The sequence below is a fragment of the Maribellus mangrovi genome (assembly GCF_037646455.1).
Taxonomy (GTDB): domain Bacteria; phylum Bacteroidota; class Bacteroidia; order Bacteroidales; family Prolixibacteraceae; genus Draconibacterium; species Draconibacterium mangrovi_A.
Genome location: NZ_JBBIXN010000008.1, coordinates 55413 through 78447, shown reverse-complemented (window position 1 = coordinate 78447; position 23035 = coordinate 55413). Strand labels below are relative to the sequence as shown.

Annotated in this window: 13 protein-coding genes; 10 read left to right on the top strand and 3 right to left on the bottom strand. The window is 42.0% G+C overall.

Going from position 1 to position 23035, the window contains the following annotated elements:
• Positions 1-20: 20 nt before the first annotated feature.
• Both WFY05_RS21015 and WFY05_RS21010 read right to left on the bottom strand, forming a co-directional pair.
• Positions 21-575 carry a DJ-1 family glyoxalase III gene (locus tag WFY05_RS21015; protein WP_340114906.1) on the bottom strand — a complete coding sequence of 185 codons (555 nt, stop codon included), beginning with the start codon at positions 573-575 and terminating at the stop codon, positions 21-23.
• 75 nt (positions 576-650) lie between these two features.
• The gene (locus WFY05_RS21010; protein WP_340114905.1) at positions 651-1160 is read right to left on the bottom strand and encodes an RNA polymerase sigma factor; all 510 of its coding nucleotides are present in this window, start codon (positions 1158-1160) and stop codon (positions 651-653) included.
• A 239-nt stretch (positions 1161-1399) separates the two neighbouring features.
• On the opposite strand from WFY05_RS21010, the gene WFY05_RS21005 reads away from it, so the two are divergent.
• Both WFY05_RS21005 and WFY05_RS21000 read left to right on the top strand, forming a co-directional pair.
• The gene (locus tag WFY05_RS21005; protein ID WP_340114904.1) at positions 1400-3451 is read left to right on the top strand and encodes a TonB-dependent receptor plug domain-containing protein; all 2052 of its coding nucleotides are present in this window, start codon (positions 1400-1402) and stop codon (positions 3449-3451) included.
• 174 nt (positions 3452-3625) lie between these two features.
• A complete protein-coding gene (locus WFY05_RS21000) occupies positions 3626-4054 on the top strand; it encodes a DUF5606 family protein (protein WP_340114903.1) in 429 nt (142 codons plus the stop codon).
• Positions 4055-4057: 3 nt separating this feature from the next.
• Here the strand turns inward: WFY05_RS21000 and WFY05_RS20995 are convergent, their stop codons facing one another.
• Positions 4058-4597, bottom strand: coding sequence for a 3'-5' exonuclease (locus tag WFY05_RS20995; protein ID WP_340114902.1), 540 nt, complete (start codon positions 4595-4597; stop codon positions 4058-4060).
• Between the two features lie 158 nt (positions 4598-4755).
• Here WFY05_RS20995 and WFY05_RS20990 point away from each other — a divergent pair, with 158 nt between their 5' ends.
• From WFY05_RS20990 to WFY05_RS20955, 8 genes are all read left to right on the top strand, one after another.
• Complete coding sequence (locus WFY05_RS20990; protein WP_340114900.1) at positions 4756-6045, top strand: OmpA family protein; 1290 nt, start codon at positions 4756-4758, stop codon at positions 6043-6045.
• A 116-nt stretch (positions 6046-6161) separates the two neighbouring features.
• A complete protein-coding gene (gene argS / locus WFY05_RS20985; RefSeq protein WP_340114899.1) occupies positions 6162-7952 on the top strand; it encodes an arginine--tRNA ligase in 1791 nt (596 codons plus the stop codon).
• Between the two features lie 329 nt (positions 7953-8281).
• Positions 8282-12307, top strand: a complete 4026-nt coding sequence (locus WFY05_RS20980) for a hybrid sensor histidine kinase/response regulator transcription factor (protein WP_340114898.1) — start codon at positions 8282-8284, stop codon at positions 12305-12307.
• Positions 12308-12751: 444 nt separating this feature from the next.
• Positions 12752-15814, top strand: coding sequence for a SusC/RagA family TonB-linked outer membrane protein (locus WFY05_RS20975; RefSeq protein WP_340114897.1), 3063 nt, complete (start codon positions 12752-12754; stop codon positions 15812-15814).
• Positions 15815-15826: 12 nt separating this feature from the next.
• Positions 15827-17530 carry a RagB/SusD family nutrient uptake outer membrane protein gene (locus WFY05_RS20970; protein WP_340114896.1) on the top strand — a complete coding sequence of 568 codons (1704 nt, stop codon included), beginning with the start codon at positions 15827-15829 and terminating at the stop codon, positions 17528-17530.
• 36 nt (positions 17531-17566) lie between these two features.
• Positions 17567-19507, top strand: coding sequence for a DUF4859 domain-containing protein (locus WFY05_RS20965; RefSeq protein ID WP_340114895.1), 1941 nt, complete (start codon positions 17567-17569; stop codon positions 19505-19507).
• Between the two features lie 50 nt (positions 19508-19557).
• On the top strand, positions 19558-21621 hold the full coding sequence (locus WFY05_RS20960; protein WP_340114894.1) for a DUF4859 domain-containing protein: 2064 nt from the start codon (positions 19558-19560) through the stop codon (positions 21619-21621).
• Between the two features lie 9 nt (positions 21622-21630).
• Positions 21631-22983, top strand: coding sequence for a CotH kinase family protein (locus WFY05_RS20955; protein ID WP_340114893.1), 1353 nt, complete (start codon positions 21631-21633; stop codon positions 22981-22983).
• The last annotated feature ends 52 nt before the right edge of the window (positions 22984-23035 follow it).

Here is a 23035-nt window from a genome sequence, read left to right as displayed (position 1 = left end):
TTTATGATTTGCAACGGGATTTATTCCTGTTCTGCAATCATTTTTTTCGCCAGTTTTAAAGCCGCTTTTTCACCTTTGTACAGTTCTACAATTTTAAGTGCAAAATCAATGGCGACTCCAGCCCCTTTCCCGGTTATAATATTATCAACCGCCTCCACATTATTGCCTGTGATTATGGCACCATGCAATTCATCTTCGAAACCCGGGTAGCAGGTGGCATTTTTGTTCTTTAATAAGCCGAGGTTACCCAATACCATCGGTGCAGCACAAATGGCACCAAGTGCTTTGTTACTGTCGCTAAAATTTAAAATCTGTTCGCGTAATCCGCTGTGCGCTTTCAAATTGGCTGCACCGGGCATTCCTCCGGGTAAAACGATCATATCGATGGTGGAGTAATCCATTTCTTCAAACAGACTATCGGCCGTAACTTTTATATTATGTGATCCGGTGATCACAAGATCATCAATCACCGATACAATAGTCACCTCAAATTCGGCACGGCGCAAAACATCGATAATACTAATCGCTTCAATTTCTTCAAAACCTTCGGCTAAGTGCACTGCAATATTCTTCATGATTTGCTTTTTGACTAAAAATAAAAAAAGGTCTTCAAAAAATGAAAACCTTTTACTACCTAATCTTTCTTATCATTAATTCTCAGCGTATTCATGCAACGCTTTTTCGAGTTTCTTGCGGGTAAAGAAAATGCGGCTCTTTACTGTTCCCAAAGGGAGGTCGAGCTCTTCGGCAATTTCTTTGTATTTGTATCCTTCCAAAAACATGGTGAAAGGAACTTTGTATTCATCTTCCAACGCATCAATGCTTTTGTTGATCTCTTTTGAGCTGTAAAATGAATCCGGTGCCGGATAAACTTTATCTTTTGTAAACATTAAGTGAAAGTCGTTGTTTGAACCTTCGAATGTATTCTTAGTTTTAACTTTTCTACGGTAATCATTAATGAAGGTATTTTTCATTATCGTGTAGATCCAAGCCTTGAAATTGGTATTCTGAGTAAATTTTTCACGATAAGTTAACGCTTTCAAGAATGTTTCCTGGAGCAGGTCATCTGCCCGTTCAGAATCAGAAGTTAAACTTAGTGCATAATAATGCAGTTTTTCACTTAAACCGAGTAATGCGTTGGTAAATTGAACTTGAGTCATGGCGCTTATTTTTAATTTGTCTAAACAAATTTAACGAAAACCAGCGTCCAAAAACAAATATAGCATGACAAATGTCAGTTGATTTTGTCTATGCACAATAAAGATTCTTTATTGGTCGTATGCCGTTGATTTCGTTTTTGTTAGAGCAGGTTTTACGAAACCCTTGGTACCACCTGATTTTGCAATAGGACGTGGCTGATAAGGGAGTAATGTTATCTTTGCTGGACGATTTTTATATTATGAATTCAAATAAGTTTAAACAAGATGCACAATCTGTTTTAACTTTCAGAAAATGGGGGAACAAAAATTATTCTTTGTTCCTGGCATTAAAAAGAACTGTTGTAATTGGCGTGCTCAGTGTGGTGTATTTTCTTGCCACACCTGTAGTTTCACTGGCAATTGAACAGGATACTTCTGAAGTTAAAATGGAGTTCGACCTTGATGAGATCGAGGTTAGTGCACAACGATCGCCTGTGATGTATTCACAGGTGGCACGGATTTTATCCGTGATTGAGAGAAAAGAAATTGAGGCGGTAGCGGCCCAGAGTGTACAAGACCTTTTGGAGTATGTTGCGGGAGTCGACGTACGACAAAGAGGCGCCGAAGGTGTTCAGGCCGATGTTAGTATCCGCGGCGGAACCTTCGATCAAACCCTGATTCTGCTAAATGGTATCAACATCACCGACCCTCAAACCGGTCATCACAATTTAAATCTTCCCCTTAGTTTATCCCAAATTCAACGCATCGAGATCCTTGAAGGACCCGCAGCTCGGGTGTATGGTCCGAATGCATTTTCAGGGGCCATTAATATTGTTACCCGACAGGACCCAAAAAACACCTTGAGTCTTTTGGCATCGGGCGGAAGTTTTGGGTATTTCGACGGAAATGCAGCCGGTACCATGAAAACCGGCAAGATGAGCCATTTGCTTGCGTTTAGCGGAAAACGTTCCGATGGCTATATTAACAACACCGACTTTAAGGAATTTAATGGGTTTTACTCCAATCAGCTTGATGCGAAACGGGGAACTTTTAAATTTCAGTTGGGCGCTTCTAAAAAAGGATTTGGAGCAAATAGTTTTTATACGCCTAAATATCCCAACCAGTATGAAGCCACTAAAACACTTTTTTCTTCAATAAAATGGGAGGGGAAAGGTCCTTTACATATTACTCCGGTGTTTTATTATCGCCGACATCAGGACAGGTTTGAGCTGTTCCGGAGCGATCCGGCTTCGTGGTATTCCGGACACAATTATCACTTAACAAACGTTTATGGAACCAATATAAATTCCTGGTTTAAATGGAACTGGGGAAGGACCGCTTTTGGCATTGAACATCGCTCAGAAAACATATTAAGTAATGTTTTGGGCGAGCCATTGGATAATCCCAAAGATGTACCCGGTGAAGATGCCCGGTTCACCAAATCGGACCAAAGAAATATTTTTTCAGGGTTTATTGAGCATGCCGCATATTTTAATGATTGGACAATTACAACGGGATTGATGGTTAACTACATTTCGGATAGCGATATCGGATTACATATTTTTCCCGGAATCGATGTAAGTTATCATGTGAATGAACCGGTGAAACTGTTTGCCAGTTATAACACTTCATTGCGCATGCCAACATTTACCGACCTGCACTATGAGGGGCCAACCAACATCGGAAATCCCAATCTGAAACCTGAAAAATCGGCAACACTCGAAGGTGGAGTCAAATTAAACGGAAAACTTTTAAAAGGACAGTTGGTTGTTTTCCACCGAAATGGAACGGATATTATCGACTGGGTAAAAACAGATGTGGATGATGAAGTCTGGCAACCAAAAAATCTCACTGAAATTAATAGTATCGGTTTTGAAGCGCAGACGCAGTTTCTATTTCGGAAATACTACGGGATAAGCTATCCCAATCTTCAGCTAAATTATCTATTTAATAATGTTGAAAAAGGTGAGTCTGATTTTATTTCGAATTATGTGCTTGATAACCTGAGGCATAAACTGGTGATATCCGCCAACCAACAGTTTCTTGGTAACTTTTATTTCGATGTTAAACTTGTATTTCAGGATCGTGAAGGAAGTTATACCCGTTTCGAAGATACCAACCCGATAGGCGAAGTGCCGTATGATCCGTTTTGGCTGATGGATGCGAAATTGTCGTATAAGAATAAGGGAATGACAATTTTTGCTTCGGTTAACAATATTTTCGATCAAGAATACAACGACATCGGTAACGTTATTCAACCCGGCAGATGGTTAAAAGCCGGCGTTGCCTGGGAAATCGATTTCAGTAAATAAATGCATTAAACAATATTATGGCCGGAAGAAGAAATTCAGCAAGTTCGCAGTCTTTTTACTTCCGGCTTTTTAATATTTGCAAAAGTTGTATCTTCGCGAAAAATAAACCTGTTGTTTTTAGGTTTGTTTTATGAAGGGATTTGTCAAAACATTTATCAAACTTCAGAATAAGTCATGTTAAAAGGAATATTAGCAATTTCAGGACAATCGGGACTATTCAAATTAGTTGCCGAAAGCAAAAATAATATCATAGTAGAATCGATCGAAACCAAAAAAAGATTACCGGTGTACTCCACTGCAAAGGTATCGGCCCTGGAAGATATAGCCATTTATACGTACGAGGGTGATACCCCTTTAAAAGAAATCTTTAAAGCCATTTCGGAGGAAGAAGAGGGTGGCCCGGCCATTTCACACAAAGCCTCAGGTGCCGAATTAAAATCATATTTCGAAAAAGTGCTTCCCGATTACGATCAGGACAGGGTTTATACTTCCGACATCAAAAAGGTGTTGTTATGGTACAATACACTTCAGGAAAACCAAATGCTTGATTTTTCCGAAGAGGAAGAAACAGATGAAGATCAGTCGGCAGATAAGGAAAAATAGAGCCTAAAACAGTTTTAGGTTGTCCCGGTTCTCCGGCCTTCCGTTTTGTTCATTATTCTTTATTAATATATCAAACAGTTTTGTTGTAGCCAGCGCATCGCCTGCAGCCCGGTGACGGCCATCAATAACAATGCCCAGGTCGGAACATAAGCGTCCCAGTGAATAAGATTTATGACCGGGGAGTAATCGACGCGAGAGTTGCACAGTACACATGGTTTTTCGGTGGTAATTGTAGCCCAGGCGTGCGAATTCTTCGCGAATGAACTTGTAATCGAACTGTGCGTTGTGCGCAACGAATGTGCGTCCCATGGTCATTTCAACAATGGTTTTGGCTACTTCGTAGAACTTCGGGGCATTTTTCACCATGTCGTTGTTAATACCGGTAAGCTCGGTAATAAAAAATGGGATATCTATTTCAGGATTTATAAGTGTAGAGTAAGAGTCGGTAATACGTTGGCCGTTATGCTGGTATATAGCTATTTCCGTAATTTTTCCGTACTTAAACCGGTTGCCTGTTGTTTCTATGTCAATTATTGAAAACAAAAATTAAGGTAAATTGAATTTAATTGATAGAATTGTTTAATTTTGTTAAAAAAGTTTTTGTAAAATTACATTTTCCAGCAATAAAGCTGTTTTGAAAGATGAAAATTAATTTTTAAATTGCCTCTAGAATCTAAGAAAACAAAAATAAACTTTACATTATGAGAAAATTTACTCTATTCTTTTTCGCGTTGGTATTAACAGCAGGAGCTGCTTTAGCGCAAAATTCAGATAAGAAGTGGGCAATAGGTCTTGGACCTGGAATTGACTACAATCTGGAAAGTGAAAATACCGGCATTCTGGCTGATTTATACATTAGCCGCTATCTGAGTCCTAGATTCGACTTGATGTTGGACAACAGAATGTCATTCGATGAGCCGGGAATCGACGTTTTCAATACCTTGTTGAACCTGCGTCTGAAATTGTTTAATGAAGATATGGCGATTCAACCCTATCTGATTGGTGGTGTTGGATACATGTGGGACAACCAGGAATCCGGCGTAAACTTTGATGGTGGTGCCGGTCTGAAATTTCCGGTTAGTCCAAGTACTTCTTTATTCGTTTCCGGATTTTATGTCAAAGGAATCGAAGGAGAAAGAGCTGGTGAACCGCAAGTAACTGACGACCATATCATGGTAACAAGTATTCTTGAGTTCGCTTTGGGAGCTGCCAAAGATTCTGACGGTGACGGAGTAAAAGATAAAAAAGACGAATGTCCTGACACACCTCCGGGAGTTCAGGTGGATGAAAAAGGTTGTCCGCTTGATCGCGATGGTGATGGTGTACCGGATTACAAAGACGAATGTCCTGATGAAGCTGGTCCTGCTTCTCTGGCCGGTTGCCCTGATAGAGATGGTGACGGAATTGCTGACAAAGACGATGAGTGTCCGGATGTTGCCGGTTTAGCAAAATTCAACGGTTGTCCTGACTCTGACGAAGACGGCGTACCGGATCCAAAAGACAAATGTCCGAATACACCAAAAGGTTGCCCGGTTGATGCTGATGGATGTCCGCTTGATTCAGACGGTGACGGTGTAATCGACTGTGAAGATAATTGTCCTCAGGAAGCTGGTCCTGCATCGAACAACGGATGTCCTGACTGGGTAGAACTTGATCTTTCAAACATCCTCTTCGACTTTGACAAATCTGCTTTGAGACCTGAAGCTAAGGCTGAATTGGATAAACTGGTTCAAACATTGGATGCTTCTAAAGAATACGAAATTGTTGTTGGTGGTCATACCGATAATATTGGTACCGAAGCCTATAACATGGGACTTTCAGAAAGACGCGCTCAGGCTGTTGTTAAGTACTTGTTGCAAAAAGGTGTAAACAATGCTTATGTTGGATCAAACAATTATGGTGAATCTAAACCAGTTGTACCTAACGATTCAAGAGACAACAGACAGAAAAACCGTAGGGTTGAATTCGAAGTAGCAAAAGCTAGAAAATAGTATAATTAAAATAATCAGGAAAAAGCTCTGTCGGAAGGCAGGGCTTTTTTTGTGGATTGATGTACCCAATTCTTAAGGTGTAAAGTATTATATTTGCGGCCTAAAACCGAGTTGATATGAGAATTGAAAGCATTATACAGGAAGCAGTCTTAGAAGCCATAAAAGCATTATACGATGCCGAATTGAATCCATTGCAGGTGCAACTTCAAAACACACGGAAAGACTTTGACGGAGATGTAACACTTGTTGTTTTTCCGTTTCTGAGACTCTCCCGGAAATCGCCGGAAATTACTGCTGAGGAAATCGGAAATTATCTGCAAGAACATGTTGATGTTGTTGAAGCTTTTAATGTGATAAAAGGTTTTCTGAATTTGGTGATTAATAAGGATTATTGGCTCAATACGCTTTCGGAAGTGTATACCGACGGTAAATTTGGAACTGCCCTTGCTGAAGAAAACTCGGAATTAGTAATGGTGGAATACTCATCGCCAAACACCAATAAACCTTTGCACCTGGGGCACATCAGAAACAATTTGCTTGGTTATTCCATAGCTGAAATTGCAAAGGCCAACGGGAAAAAAGTAGTAAAAACCAATATCGTAAACGACCGCGGTATTCATATCTGCAAATCGATGTACGCCTGGCAGCAATGGGGAAACGGAAAAACTCCGGAAAGCTCGGGAATGAAAGGCGACCACCTGGTTGGCGAATTTTATGTGGAGTTCGACAAACATTATAAAGCTGAAATTGCCGAGCTGTTGGAGAAAGGTTTATCAAAAGAGGAAGCTGAAAACAAGGCACCGTCGATTGTTGCTGCCCGTGAATTGTTAAGAAAATGGGAAGCTAAAGATCCCGAAACCGTTGAGTTGTGGAAAACCATGAACAGCTGGGTTTACGAAGGCTTTGATGTAACCTATAAAAACCTGGGAGTTGATTTCGATAAAATTTACTACGAATCGGAGACTTATCTGGTTGGAAAAGAAGAAGTACTAAGAGGACTGGCTGAAGGTGTTTTTTATAAAAAAGAGGATAACTCGGTTTGGGCCGATTTGAGTGCAGATGGATTGGATCAGAAAATCCTGTTGCGCAGCGATGGCACTTCGGTATACATGACACAGGATATTGGTACGGCAAAAATGCGTTTTAACGATTACTCCATCGATAAAATGGTGTATGTGGTAGGGAATGAACAGAACTACCATTTCCAGGTGTTGGCCATTTTATTGGATAAATTGGGATTCAGCTGGGGAAAAGACCTGTATCATTTTTCTTACGGAATGGTCGAACTGCCATCGGGGAAAATGAAATCGAGGGAAGGTACCGTTGTTGATGCCGACGACCTGATGGATCAAATGACGGAAGTGGCCCGGAAAATGTCGGAAGAACTTGGTAAACTCGAATCACTTTCGGGCGAAGAAGCCGAGAAAACATTCAGAATGATTGCATTAGGGGCCTTGAAGTACTTCATTTTGAAAGTTGATCCTCGTAAAAATATGATGTTCAATCCTGAAGAATCCATAGATTTTAACGGGAATACCGGTCCTTTCATTCAATACACCTATGCCCGTATCCAATCGGTATTGCGCAAAGCAGCCGACAAACAAATTGCGATCGATAGCAAACTTGAAATCGAAACTGTCTCGGAAAAGGAGAAAGAATTGCTAAAACGTTTATCCTTATATCCTGCAGTGGTTAAAGAGGCGGGCGAAAATTACAGTCCGGCTGTCATTGCTAACTATTGTTATGAGTTAGTTAAAGAATTTAACCAGTTTTATCACGATCATTCAATATTGGGTGTCGATGATCCTGCTGTAATGAACTTCCGACTGGTAATTGCCTCGGCAGTTGGTAAAGTAGTAAAAAGCGGAATGAACCTGTTGGGAATAGAAATGCCCGAGCGCATGTAAAAAGACAGGGAGGTTAAACCTCCCTGTCATTTCCTTATCGATGTTGTTTTTTGATTTAATGGAAGACGGGGTTTGCGACGTCCTTCCTTCATTATAAAATTCGTTTTTTGGGCAAAAGGTAATCCCAAATCATACAGTTTTCATTCTTTTTAGTGACAATTATCTGAAATATTTTGCGGATATTATCCGGCTTGTCTGGGGTAATTAAATGTTATTGACTCGGACAGTTCCTCTATTCAGATAGCAAATATTAATTTCAAAAGAATATATTTGTTTGCACAAGCAGGTTTTACATGATGCCGGGTCGAAACAGTTAAACGGAATATTAAATGAGGTTAACATTTAAGTGGATTTTACTCGTCGTTTTCTTCTTTCACTATTCTTCGGGATACGCCAATTCTGAAAGATTAACCTTTGTACAATATACCAACGAAGACGGTCTTCCTTCATCCTACATAAAAAGTATTTGCCAGGACCAGTACGGATTTATGTGGGCAGCAACCAGAAGTTCTGTTTGTCGTTTCGATGGCAAGTATTTCGAAACGTTTAAGACAGTTGATGGCCAGGGGAATACCTTCGACATTTGGAGCAAGAACATATTTTTAACGCAGGATTCGGTTCTCATTGCGCAGTCTACCACGAATGAGTTTTATTCATTTAACTATAAACTGGAGCGTTTTGAACTCGATCCGGTGCTTGCCGCCTTGGACACTGTTTTGAATGCTATTCCTTCGGAAGATGGCTTGTGGATATTTGGCGATGGTAATGTTCAATTTCTGAGTTCGGGGAAAAATGAGCTGCAAAGCTTTCAGGAGAAAGTATCATTTTCGCAGATTGACAATACTACCAACATAATTAATGTCAGTGAAAAAGATGATTTTCTTGTTGCACTTACTTCCGACAGACTTTTGATCGTGTTCGATTTGAAACAAAAACTACAACGCGAGATAGCGTATCCTGAAGGTTTGCAGGGAGTTACTCTGGAACATTTCTACCTCGATAACAATAAAAATCTTTGGTTGGGCACAACTGGGAATGGCCTCTATCGGATAAATCTGACTCACGGGAAAGCACAACGTTTTTCGGTTCAGCAAAACGCTAAATACAGGTTGCTGCATAATTTGGTACATACCATAAGCGAGGATCAGTTAAACAGGGTTTGGATAGGAACGGAAGATGGTCTCTGTGTTTGGTCGCCTTACACCGAATCGTTCGATTATTATCAATACGACATCAACAACCCGGAGGGACTGAATACAAATCCTATCTACGATATTTTTTGCGACAGGCAAGGAAATATGTGGTTGGGAACTTATTTCGGCGGAATCAACCTGTGGAGTAGTTCAAGCAGTTTTTTTAACGTTTGGCAAACAGGTACGAGTAAAGATCACATTACCGGGAGCGCCGTTAGCTGCATCACCCAAAACCAGAACGGGAACATTTGGATTGGGATGGAGGACATGGGAGTTAACTGCATCGATGGTGAAACAGGAACCATCACCAAAGTTATAAACGAAGAAAACGGACTGTCGTTTAACAATGTGCACGACCTGTTATTTGAAACTCCGAACCTGCTTTGGATTGCAACATATACAGGAGGTATAAATGTATACAACCTTAAAACCAAATCGTTTAGATACATTAACCAGGAAAATCATCCCGATCTTCCCTCCAACGACATTTACAATCTGTTGATGGTTGGCGATTCCATTTTTATTGCCAGTTCGTCGGGAGTGGCAATTTATAATCCGGCAAACGACAAAATCACGAGGGTTAGTGAACAAACCCTGGCCGGAATGCCGGTGGATTACATGTATGAGGGTAAAAACAAGATCTGGTTTTCATCGTATTTGGGAACTTATTATTACGACAAGAATCAGAATCGATTTGGCCAATTTGATCAGTTTCTTCACCTGAAGAACATTAATTTTGTGAAACCTGATTCGAAAGGTAGAATCTGGGCGGGAGACTGTCTTCAAGGATTGTGGGGCTATGATTTCGAAAGCGATTCACTGATCCATTTTAACGAAAATAACGGTTTTCCTTTTTCGTGGATATTTAGCCTGGAAGAAGGAAAAGACGGTGCGCTGTGGGTAAGCGGAGATAAAGGACTGGTACGTTTAATACCCGAAACCGGCGAACAGGTTTGGTACAACCGTGAATCGGGACTTCCTTTCGAGCAATTTAATTACAGAGCATCGTACAAAGACCGAAAAGGCAATATTTATTTTGGAAGTAACAACGGGTTTGTTTCGTTCAACGAGAACAGGCATCAAAATGAGAACAAGTCGCTTGAAGTGGTTTTCAGGGGAATGCAACTTTTTAATCAACCGCTTGTTCCCGGCGAAAAATCAGCACTCAAACAATCGCTTAACGTCAACCCGGAAGTAAAGTTTAAATACAAGCAAAATGTTTTTACCATTGAGTATTCGGGCTTGTATTTTCAGAACAGGGGAAATTGCCAGTACGCCTATTACCTCGAAAATTTTGAAGAAGGCTGGAACTATGTAGGCACGCGCGATTTCGCCACTTATACCAACCTGAGTCCGGGAGAGTATTATTTTCACGTAAAAGCCTCCATCGACAATACCCAATGGGGAGATGATTTCAAAACCGTTAAGATCGTCATCGAGCCGCCGTTTTGGTTGTCAAAATGGGGTTTTCTGATTTATTTTATTCTGGTCCTTCTGCTGTTGTTCACCTTATTTATGGTATCCACCCGTATTCAGAAATCAAAAGCTCTGGCTGAGATGGAACGACGTGAAAAGGAATACCTCAACGAAATAAATAATTTTAAGCTCGAGTTTTTTACCAACATTTCACACGAGCTGCGCACACCGTTAACCCTGATTTTAGGTCCAATTGCACGAATTATGCAGGAGGAAAAACTAACTCCGGCACTAAGTAAAAAAATGCGGGGCATTAAAAGCAATGCCCAGCGTTTGTTGGGCCTGATCAACCAGTTGCTCGAATTCAGAAAAATTGAAAGCGGTAAAGAAAAATTGCAGGTGAGCCACCAGAATCTTACGCACTTCCTGGAAGACATTGAAGAATCGTTTTCTGAATCGGCAGGATTAAAGGAGGTTGATCTGGAGTTCGAAAAAATAAATATGGAGGAATCAATCTGGCTGGATTGCCGAAAATATGAGTACATTTTTGTAAATATTTTATCGAATGCACTCAAGTTCACTCCCAAAGGTGGTTCGGTTAAAGTGAGGACCGAACTGATTACCGACGATTCAGGCAACAAAAAAACATTTGTAACCAAAATCTCCGATACCGGAATTGGCATCGAACAATCGAAACTTAATAAAATATTCGACAGGTTTTACAGTGCCGATACTTCCGAAACCAGCAGTAATACGGGATCGGGAATTGGGTTGGCCTTTGTAAAAAGCCTCGTTAAACTGCACAAAGGAACAATAAAGGCCGAGAGCAAGCCAGGCAAAGGATCGGTATTTACGGTTTCAATTCCGGTTTCACGCAACGATTATAAGGATAAAGAACTCGTGCTTGGCGATGGCCAGTATTTGCCGCATCTCGATCCGGTGGAAGACACCAGGTTTTATCCGCTCTTCAATAATGAGGGGGAACGATTGAGCAAGCAGCCGATAGTTCTAGTGGTTGACGACAACCGTGAGTTGCTTGATTTTATTTCAGAAACACTTTCAGAAGAATATAAAGTGCTCACCGCACTCGACGGTGATAAGGCGCTCGAAATTCTCACAAAAACCACACCCGATCTTATTATCAGCGACGTGATGATGCCCGGAATAGATGGCTTTGAACTGACCCGAAAGTTAAAGAACGAAATCAATACTTCGCACATCCCGATAGTTCTTTTAACCGCAAAAAGTGGTCAGGAAAACGAATACGAGGGTTTGCAGAGTGGAGCCGATTATTACATCGAAAAGCCGTTTTTGCCGCACATTTTGCAAAAGCAGATTCAGAACATCCTGAACACCCGCAAAAACCTGATTCAGCGTTTTAAATCGGATGCGAACATGTTACCGACCGATATTGCCTTCTCTGAGTCGGATAAAGATCTGATTCATAAAATAACCAAACTGATCCAGGAAAATATCGATCACGAAAAACTGGATGTGTCTTTCCTGGTTAAGGAGGTTGGAATCAGTCGATCGTTGCTGCATACCAAACTAAAAAAACTTACTGACTGCTCGGCTACCGAATACATTCGTTCTATTCGTTTAAAGGAGGCAGTAAAACTTATTGCCGACGGAAAATGCAACATCTCGGAGGCAGCTTTCAGAACAGGATTCTCGAGCCCGGCTTATTTTAGCCGAAGGTTTAAAGAATATTTTGGGGTTTCACCCAAGGAATATTTTAGTCACTAGTTATTCAGGTAAACGGTATTGCACTTTGTGCAATTGCTGTATTCAAACTAGGTAATTCTCTGTTAGATAAGGGAATGTACTTTGCATGTTCGTTTAGAATATGTCTAAAATACTGATATCCAACGAACACCTTGACATTCGTATAAGTTTTTTGAACATCCGTTATCGTAAGTTTTGTGAAATTGCAATTACTTGCTCTGAGTAAACTTAAGGAAGATAAAGATCATCAATTCAAATTCAATTTTATACGAATAACCTGACTAAAATTAGTGCATATGAAAGAAACGTAACAGAAAACTAGTACTTCCAAATCTCCACAGAATCTATCACGGTAGCCTTCAGCTACCCGGGTAATATCCCAGAAAGAAAAATGAAAATCACCATCTGTCAAGAAAGTCATAATTAACCTGACAGTAACAGTTACTAAATTAAAAACGATGTGAAATGAAATCTATTCAATCAAGAAAAACACAAATGTTTTGCTATGTTTTGTTTCTCCTTATCGTTCCGTTTACAGTATTCGGTCAAAGTAAAAGAATTACCGGAACTGTTTATGACGAACAAGGAGTAACTTTACCAGGCGTTACGGTAATGGTGGTAGGTACAATAACTGGTACCACTACCGATATGGATGGTAAATATGCCATCAGTGTCGATGCCGGCGGCGCTTTACAGTTCTCTTACATTGGTTTCACCACCCAGGAAATTGAGGTGGCAGACCAAACTACTATTGACGTTACTATGGAAGTTGCAACCATCGGTATCGATGAAGTGGTTGCCATTGGTTACGGTACCCAGCGAAAAGGCGATGTAACCAGTGCGATTGCCAGTGTTAAATCGGAAGATTTTAGTGTTGGTAAAATCAACGATGCGGCCGAACTGGTAAAAGGTAAAATTGCCGGGTTAAGCATCACCAAAGCATCGGGTGACCCGAATGCAACTTCAAGCATCATGCTGCGTGGTATCACCACAATTTATGGAAGTGTTGAACCACTGGTACTGGTTGACGGTATCGAAGGTTCGTTAACAACTGTGGCTCCCGAAAATATCGAGTCGATCGATGTACTGAAAGACGCTTCAGCAGCTGCCATTTACGGTACACGTGGTGCCAACGGCGTTATCCTTATCACTACTAAATCAGGACAACGCGGTTCGTATTCAAACGCTACGTATTCTGCTTACGCATCATTGTCGGACTGGTACAAAACAGCCGAATTTATGGACACACACGATGTGATCTACGGTTTAACTAATTTTGATTACGAAGGTTACGACACCGACTGGTTAGCTGCAGTAACACGCGAAGCCGGTTACACGCAAAACCACTCGCTGAGTTTCGAAGGCGGTTCTCAGAAATCGTCCTATTCAGCCAACGTTACTTATTCCGACGAAGAAGGAATTATGCGTAAAAGCGACAGGGAGAACCTGAAAGCACAACTCGATTTTAGTCAGTATGCATTAAACGATATCGTTAAACTGAATCTGAATGTGTTGTATTCAACCAATCAGAATACAAATAACAACAACAATTACGTGTATCGTCAGGCGCTTATACACAATCCTTCATCACCTGTGTATCACGAAGATGGAGCTTATTACGAAGAATTTAACCGTTTTCAGTATTATAACCCACGCGAAATTCAGGACGAGCAAATTGGTGATTACCGTTCAAAATACGCCCGTGTAATCGGTAATATCACATTAGAGCCAATTAAAGGATGGCAAACCAACCTGATGTTATCTCGCAAAGAGATCAGCAATACATCGCAAAATTACTACACCAGCAAACACTATTCACAAAGTGTAGTTGATCCGGAAGATCAGTTTCGTACGATTCCAAAGGTCAGAGGTAGTGCTTCGAAATATTCGAGCAACAGCAAAAGCGACAACCTGGAACTGACTTCGAAATACAATTTTACGATTGAAAGAAGCAGGGTAACAGCATTGGTAGGTTACAGTTACTTGTATAATGTAAATGATAATTTTAGTGCAGGAAACTCCGAATTCCCCTCAGAGTCGTATTTGTACAATAACCTTGCTCAGGGATTGTATCTTACTGATGAAGACCATACGGCAAGTATGGGATCTTATAAAGGTGATGATAAACTTATTGGTTTCTTTGGTCGTGCTTCATATGGTTACGATAACCGCTTTAATGCCATGGTAAGTGTGCGCCGCGAGGGATCTTCAAAATTTGGTGAGAATTACAAGTGGGGTACTTTCCCATCAGTTTCGTTGGGATGGACCATCAGCAACGAAGAATTTATGAATACCACTACCTGGATCGATAATTTGAAGTTGCGCGCAGGTTATGGTGTTACCGGTGTTATTCCGACAGGTTCCTACCAATCGTTAACAACATTTGATTACGATGCTTACGGAAAACATCTGAGCCAGGACGGTAAATGGGAGCCATCGTTAAGGGTGGCGCAGAATCCAAACCCCAACCTGAAATGGGAAACAACCAGCGAGATTAATGTTGGAATTGACTATACCTTATTTAACTCACGTTTGAGTGGAGCCATTGATCTTTATTCCAAAAAAACTTCCGATCTTTTGTATAACTATGCCGTTCCGGTTCCACCAAACATGTACGGAAACACACTCGCTAACGTTGGCGAAATGGAAAACAAGGGTATTGAAGTAATGGTTTCCGGATCTCCGGTAAAAACCGGAAACTTCGAATGGGAATCGACCTTAACCTTATCACACAATGCGAACAAACTGCTTACCTTATCAAACGATCTTTACGAAACCGATAACTTCAGGCAAGTTGGTGGTGTAAGCGATCCTATCTCTGTACCAACTCACGCCATGGAAGTTGGTCACCGTTTGGGTGATTTCTGGGTATTGAAATCGCGAGGTGTAAGCAAAGACGGATTTGTTTGGGTAGAAGTATACGACGATGCAACAGATACATGGTCGTACAAAGAATTTGATACCAGTTACAACCTGGAACCTAACCGTCAGCGTGTAGGAAACGGACTTCCAAAGGTTTATGCAGGGTGGAACAATACCTTCCGCTATAATAATTTTGATTTGAGCCTGATGTTTACCGGCCAGTTTGGCTACAAAATATTAAATGTTCAGCGCAGTTTCTACGAAAACAATTCAATTGCCTATAACCGTCTGAAAACTGCCGGTGACCTGCATCCAGCGATTGACGCATCAGGTGCTCCGGTTATTGACGAAGCTACCGGCGAGCAAATGATGGTCCGTTTGTCGGGATCGATGCCGCAGGGTGTTTGGAGCGATCATATCGAAAATGGCGATTTTGTGAAGCTGACTAACGCAACACTGGGGTACACCGTACCAATTTCGGGCAACTTCGAGAAATACATTAAAAATATGCGTTTCTATGTAAGTGGACAGAACCTCTTCTGTATTACTGGTTACTCCGGTCTGGATCCTGAAGTATCAAACTACTTCCTGGCACCGGGTATCGACGACCGCGATAAGTATCCAACGATTCGTTCATACACGTTTGGACTTTCTGTTAACTTTTAAAATTTGAGGATTATGAAATTCATTAAAAACTCTATACTTAGTCTTGCTGTAACAACCATGTTGTTGTTCGGAGCATGTACCGACCTGGACGAAACAATGTACTCCGGTCTGACGGACTCAACTATTGATGTAAACGATCCCGAGATTTTGGGATACATGATGGGTGAGGTTTATGCCCAGTTCCGATTCCTGTATTGGGGGTGGAACGGTTATTTTGATGTAAATGAAGAGTGTGCAGATACTTACATGACTCCAAAACGTCTTGGAATTGGATGGGGAGACCTGTACATACCGATGCACAAGCATGCCTGGAATGAAACTCAGGGCCATATCGATCCACTATGGTACTACGCTTATGTTGGAATTGGATATGCCAATAAAACGCTTGATGTACTGCCTGAAACAGGTCAGGAACAAGCACAAATGCGTTTTATGCGTGCCCTTAACTATTATGTGCTGCTTGATGCATTCCGTAATGTACCCCTGGAAACGACCCAGGATGTGGAAGCAGGTTATTTGCCTGAACAAAAATCGGCTCAGGAAATTTTCAATTTCTGCGAAACAGAATTGCAAGCCATTAAGGATGAGTTGGGAACCGACAAGGTTTTTGGTTACCCCAACCGTTTTGCCGCTGATATGGTACTGGCAAAAATGTACCTGAATTACAATGCCTATTTCAGAACCAATGACGACAGCTATTACACAAAGGCGTTGGCTGAGGTTGATGATATTCTTACCAATGGAGGTTACTCCTTAGCACCGAATTACCTCGATAATTTCAGGGTGAGCATTGCTTCGTCTCCTGAAGTAATTTTTGCACTTCCTTTGGATAAAACCAATGCCAGACACAATTATCTAGTAAATAAATGTCTGGTAGGTGCCGGTGCTGCCGCATACGGTTACAACGGTTCGCCCTGGAACGGAAGTTGTGCTGTACCGCAGTTTATTGAAAGTTACCAGGAAGGCGACCAGCGTTTGACTGATACATGGACAGGTGGCGTACAACGTTTTGCTACCGAAGATGCCAATGGTAATGTAATTCCTCAGTCTGGCGACCCGATTCCTTTTAGTACCGACGACTGGGCCGGCGAAGGATACCTGAATTATTCTTTGCGCGTCCACTCTATCGATAATCCGGGTGCTTATCAGCAGGAAGGTTACCGTTTTGTAAAAAGTGAAATTGAAGCAGGAGACTACGGAACTTACGGAAACGATGTGGCTTTCTTCCGTTTGGCAGATGCCATGTTTATTAAGGCAGAATGTTTATTGCGTCTTGGACAGGATGAGCAAACCGCTGCCGATCTGATCAGCGAAGTTCGCAGCCGTTCTTTCGAATCGGCACAAGCTGCCATTCGCTCGGTTGAAGACCTTAAAGGTGGAAGTGTATATGATTACGGACACCGTGAATATACCAGCGAAGGATTCGCCAATTTCGATCCGGCTTCGTATATTGTAACAAACGAAGGTGGCGACGACATTATTTTGGGTGGATTACTCGATGACCTGGCTTGGGAATTTGTTGGAGAACATCATCGTCGTCAGGACCTGATTCGCTTTAAAATGGAAGACGGAAGAAACGTGTTCAACGGAAAATCGTGGTTCTGTAAAGATGCAACTACCGAAACACATTGGGATGTATACCCGATTCCGAAGGCTGCTTTGGATGCCAACATTTCATTAGTACAAAATGAAGGTTATCAAAGTGCTTCAAACTAAGAAGTTGTTTACTGCTGAAAATTAAAATTTAGACAAATGAAAAAGATAAGTATATTATTAATTCTGTCGCTGATCATTACGGTTGGATTATTCAGTTGCAAAGACAACGAAGGTTTTAGCAACATGCATGATCTCACCGAAGACGAGATTGCAGAGATCGCTCGTCAGGATTCGATCGCGCAAGCACAAAAAGAAAGAATCAATGCCGATCTGGTTCTTGAATATTCTTTGGATGTTACCATTAGTGCAGCCTCGTACGATGGTGGAAGCCTGGAAATTGAACTGGATAAGATTGCCGAGATCTTTGGCATCACCGAAGAAGAACTGATTGCCGGTATCGCCGGTGAAAGCGGAGCACCTGAAGTAAAAGGATTTGCCATTGCCGGAAGTACTCATGCCGATATTGCCGGTGCATCGAACACCAATGCCCCCTGGGGACACTGGTGGGATCGCCGTGGAGACTTAACCGAATGGGGCGACTCAGCCATGGTATTTGCTGAATTCTATCCCGATAATGGTTACTTTACAATTGGGCAGTATCCGGGTCACCTGACTGCCGGTCAGGAGGTAACTTTCATAGAAGCCTTAAAATACAACGAAATTCGCGTTGCTGTAAAAATTACAGTAAATGCTATAGCTGCCGGAGAGATTACTGCAACAGTAGTTAGTACACAGGATCTGTCTATTGAAGTAACTGCGAAAAGTTCGTACGATGCTGATTCATTGCAGTTTGACCTTGCTCAGGCACTTACTGATCTTGGTGTTGGTTCAATGGATGAAGTTACTTTCATAGGTGTAAATGAAGATGGTAGCTACGCTACTGAGTACACTGCTGATCCTCCGGGATACTGGTACGACTTGAACGGTTTTGTTGGTGGATGGGGTGATAATGCAAGCGTTTATACAAACTATGGAGTGTTTGCAGATGGTTATATTGGTATCGGTCAATATCCCGATCACTTAGCTGCCGGTGAAACCTATAATATCAAGTATGGTATTATGGCTAACAATAAAATTGTAATGTTGAACATTACCATTACGGTAGCAGGATATATCGATCCGGAAACAGCACCAGAAGGTGATCCTGAAGATGTAACGATCGATATTGAGTTAAGTAAACCATACAGCGACGATTACGCCAATGTAACAGCTGATATCCAGGAAACATTCCGTCAGGCCTTTAAAATGACGACTTACCAGATTCATCAGGCAATTGGTGACGGTACTTTCAAACTGTACCAGGGAGCGATTAGTGAGACTGATCCTGAGTATACCGCGGATGCACCGGGTTACTGGCTGGATGGCGACGGTACTGCTGTTGGTTGGGCTGACGGCGTTGTTTGGACAAGTGTTGGCCACAGCGAAACTGCTTTGTGGTTGTACGGTGGTAATCATCCTGATAATGCTGCTGCAGGTTCGACGGTTACAACAACTTACATTGCAACATGCAACGGAGGTTCGGTAACGATCAACCTTACCTTTAAAGTTGAAGGGGAAAGTACTGAAGGTCCTCAGGATCTTACGCTGACCTACGATATTTCGTTCCCTGCCGATTCAATAAATTATTCGGGCACATCAGTTAGTTTGACTGCCAATGGTGATATCGACCAGGTAGCAGAAGCGTTAATGCTGGATGCATCAGCTATTGAAGGAGCTTTGCTGGCAGCGCAGGAAACACCGCAGGAAGGTATGATTGCTTTTGCAGCGGTTGAACCCGACGAGACATTAAATTATGCGACTACCGCAAACGGACTTGGTTTCTGGTTCGATAGCAATGGCGCTGTAATCGGTTGGGGAGGAGATAACGACAGCAAGTTGTTCTCTGAATTCACGGCAACTGACTTTACATTCAATATTGGTCAGTTCCCGGGTAAGAGCACTGCCGGAGATACATACACCATTAAAGAAGCATTTGTTTATACCAAAGACGGTGTAGAATATCTGGTAACCTTTGTCTTTAACGTTACCATCGATTAAAGAATTCTTTTAATACTACTTATATATAGTAGCATAGATTAACTTGATTAATGAATAGTTTTAAATCACAGTTGAAAGAGCATAAGCCGGGGAAACCCGGCTTATGCCACTTTTTATTTCCGTTTATTTTTTTACTCGTGTCAACACTGGTTTTTGCTGCATGCGGAAACGATGAAGTAACTCCTGAACCCGATCCTGAGCCCGATCCGGACCCGGTTGAGGACACTACAAAAACACCTGACCTTAATGTTTTAACGGAAGATGATGTTGTTGACTTTGAAAAAATTTATAAACCTAGGGAATTCAATAACATGGATTTCCTGCGTGCCGACAGTAAGTGGTCGTTTTTTCGAAGCAGGCAATCCGAACATTTCGTTGTATTCTGGGAACCCGGCTTTGGATTAAATCCTAATGCCGACAGCTTGCCACAGGCACTCCGTGTTGATGTTGATGACCTTTTGGTGAAAGCCGAAGAGTTTTACAACGTGAACGTGAATACACTTAGCTTTGCCGAAGTCGGCGCCGGAAAATCGAACCTCGACAAGTACAAAATGGAAATCTACCTCTTGTATCAAACCGAGTGGTTAGCTACCGGAAGTGGTTACGATGACGTCATCGGTGCCCTTTGGGTAAATCCGAGTACATGTAAACCCGTTGGATCTACCATCGCACACGAAATTGGTCACAGTTTTCAGTACCAGGTGTACGCCGATTTGTTGGCTTACGGAGGAATTGAGAATGACTTCACGCGTGGCTTCCGATATGGTTTTGGCGGGAATGGCGGAAACGGATTCTGGGAGCAGTGTGCTCAGTGGCAGTCGTTTCAATCTTATCCTAATGAAGCTTTTACCTCCTACAATTTTGGGGTATACATGGATAACTATCACCGTCATTTTAATCACGAATGGCAACGCTATGCAAGTTACTGGCTGCATTGCTACTGGACCGATAAACACGGGATCGATTTTATCGGAAAATTGTGGCGTGAAGCCAAAGGGCCGGAAGATCCGATTGAGGCATACATGCGCATAAACAGCATGTCGGTTGATGATATGAATGCTGAACTGTACGATGCTGCGGCTCACTTGGTAACCTGGGATATCGATGCGATCCGATCGATTGGAAGTAATTTCATCGGGCAGTTCACTTATGAATTTTATAAGCTCGAAGATGGAACCTACCAGGTAGCTTACAGCAAATGTCCCGGAACAACCGGATACAATGTTATTCCGTTAAATGTACCTGAAGCCGGAACTGTGGTAACAACGTCGTTTAAAGCACTCACACCTGGTTCGGAGCTTGCTTCTGCCGATCCGGGAGAATATGCCGACAACGGCAACACCAGGTCTACTCGAACTTACAACAACAGTTCGCTCACCCGTGCAGGATGGCGATACGGATATGTAGCTTTGTTAAGCAACGGCGAACGTGTATATGGCGAAATGAACAGAAAAACTTCAGCTGATATTGAATTTACTATTCCTGAAGGTTGCGAGCGTTTATGGTTGGTTGTTTTGGGAGCTCCGTCTTCTTATCAGGCTCATCCGTGGGACGAGCTTGAAAGTAACGACGACCAGTGGCCCTATACCGTGAAATTCAACAACACCGATTTGCTGGGTAATGTTGTTATCGATCCGAACAATACACCTGAAGATCTTACATTAACTTACGATATTTCGTTTCCTGCCGATGCCAATGCATATTCAGGTACATCAATCAGCCTGAATGGGAATGGCGACATTGCAAAAGTGGCAGAAGCGCTGGTATTGCAGCCATCAGATATTGCGGCGGCACTGCTCGAGGCAAAAGCAACACCCCGGGAAGGTAAAATTGCTTTTGCGGCAGTTGAGCCCGACGGAACGCTGAACTACAATACAACGGCCAATGGACTTGGTTTTTGGTACGATAGCTCAGGTGCTGTAATTGGGTGGGGTAGTAATAATGACAGTAAAGTATTTTCTGAATTTACTGCCGACAACTTTAACTTTAGCATTGGGCAATATCCGGGTAAAAGCACTGCCGGTGATACTTATACCATAAAAGAAGCCTTTGTATATACCAGAAACGGAGAACAATACCAGGTTACTTTTGTGTTTAATATATCAATCAACTAAAAGCAACAATTGTCACATTCATTATTCCATAGCAAACTTAATACGCGGTCGAATTTACTGTTATTGGTGATTTCGGTATCAGTAATGCTGTTCACTCGTTGTTCTGAAGATGACTTTAATCCGGATCCGGATGAAGAAGAAGTTGAAGAAGTTGAAGATGCTCATGAGGTTGAAGAGCCTGGAGAAGCAGCTTTTATGGTGGCTCAGGTTGATATTTCAACCGAGAATGGTGCGGCAATTTCTTCAAAAGAAGATTACATAAATTGCAATATAACTATTAGTTCAGATAAGGCAACATGGAATTTTTTGGGTACCGGTAAAATCAGGGGAAGAGGAAACTCGACCTGGTTGTGGTACCCGAAAAAGCCATACCGAATCAAATTGGATGAATCGTCAGAGATTCTGGGGATGCAGTCCAATAAAGATTGGGTGTTACTGGCCGATTACCGCGATCCCACACACCTGATGAACACTTTTGTGTTTACCGTTGGTCAGGGATTGGAGTTGCCCGATACCAACAACATTCGTTATGCTGAAGTTTCGCTCAATGGCGATTATATCGGGCTTTATTCCATTACAGAACAGGTTGAGGAAGGTAAGAATCGTGTAGACATCAATTCTGATCACGGAATATTATTATCGCTTGATGCTGATGATGGGCCGAAGTTGTCGCCAAATGCAACCGACAATTTTTGGTCGCCGATTTATCAATTACCGGTTTGTATAAAGCATCCGGATGATGTCTCTTCGGCACGAATGGCGCAAATAAAAAGCGATTTTGCTAAACTTGAGAATGCAATTAAATCAGCAGATTATGAGCGTGTTGCTCAGGAACTCGATATACCTTCGTTCATCGATTTTATGATTATTCAGGAATTGGTGTACAACGTGGAAGTGGATGCTCCGCGCAGCATGTACATGCACAAAGATGTTGGTGGGCGCTGGATTATGGGGCCCTTGTGGGATTTTGATGCCGGTTTCGATTTCGATTGGGGAACCATGTACACCGGGCACAACTATTTTCATACACACCGCGAACTGGTGTTGGGAACTTCACCTGTTCACCACACCGGAGGATATCATGTTCCTTCTTTTTTCACCGACTTGTTCAAGAACAAACGATTTTTAAAAGAATATAAGGAACGCTGGTTTGAAGTGAACGATAAGGTCATGTCGGAATACTGGGCGACAACACAAAAGTATGCCGATGGTTTTGCCGAGGCGCTTGTAAGAGATGCTGAACGCTGGCCAATCGATAAAGATAACCAAACTGAGATCAGCAACATGAAAGAGTGGCTGACGATGCGGATTGATTACCTGACTGAGATAATTGAGAATTATCCTGCAGGAACAGTCGAATAAAATTAGAACAATAAATTATAGTAATAAACAAATGCCGGGTCACCGGGCGAGT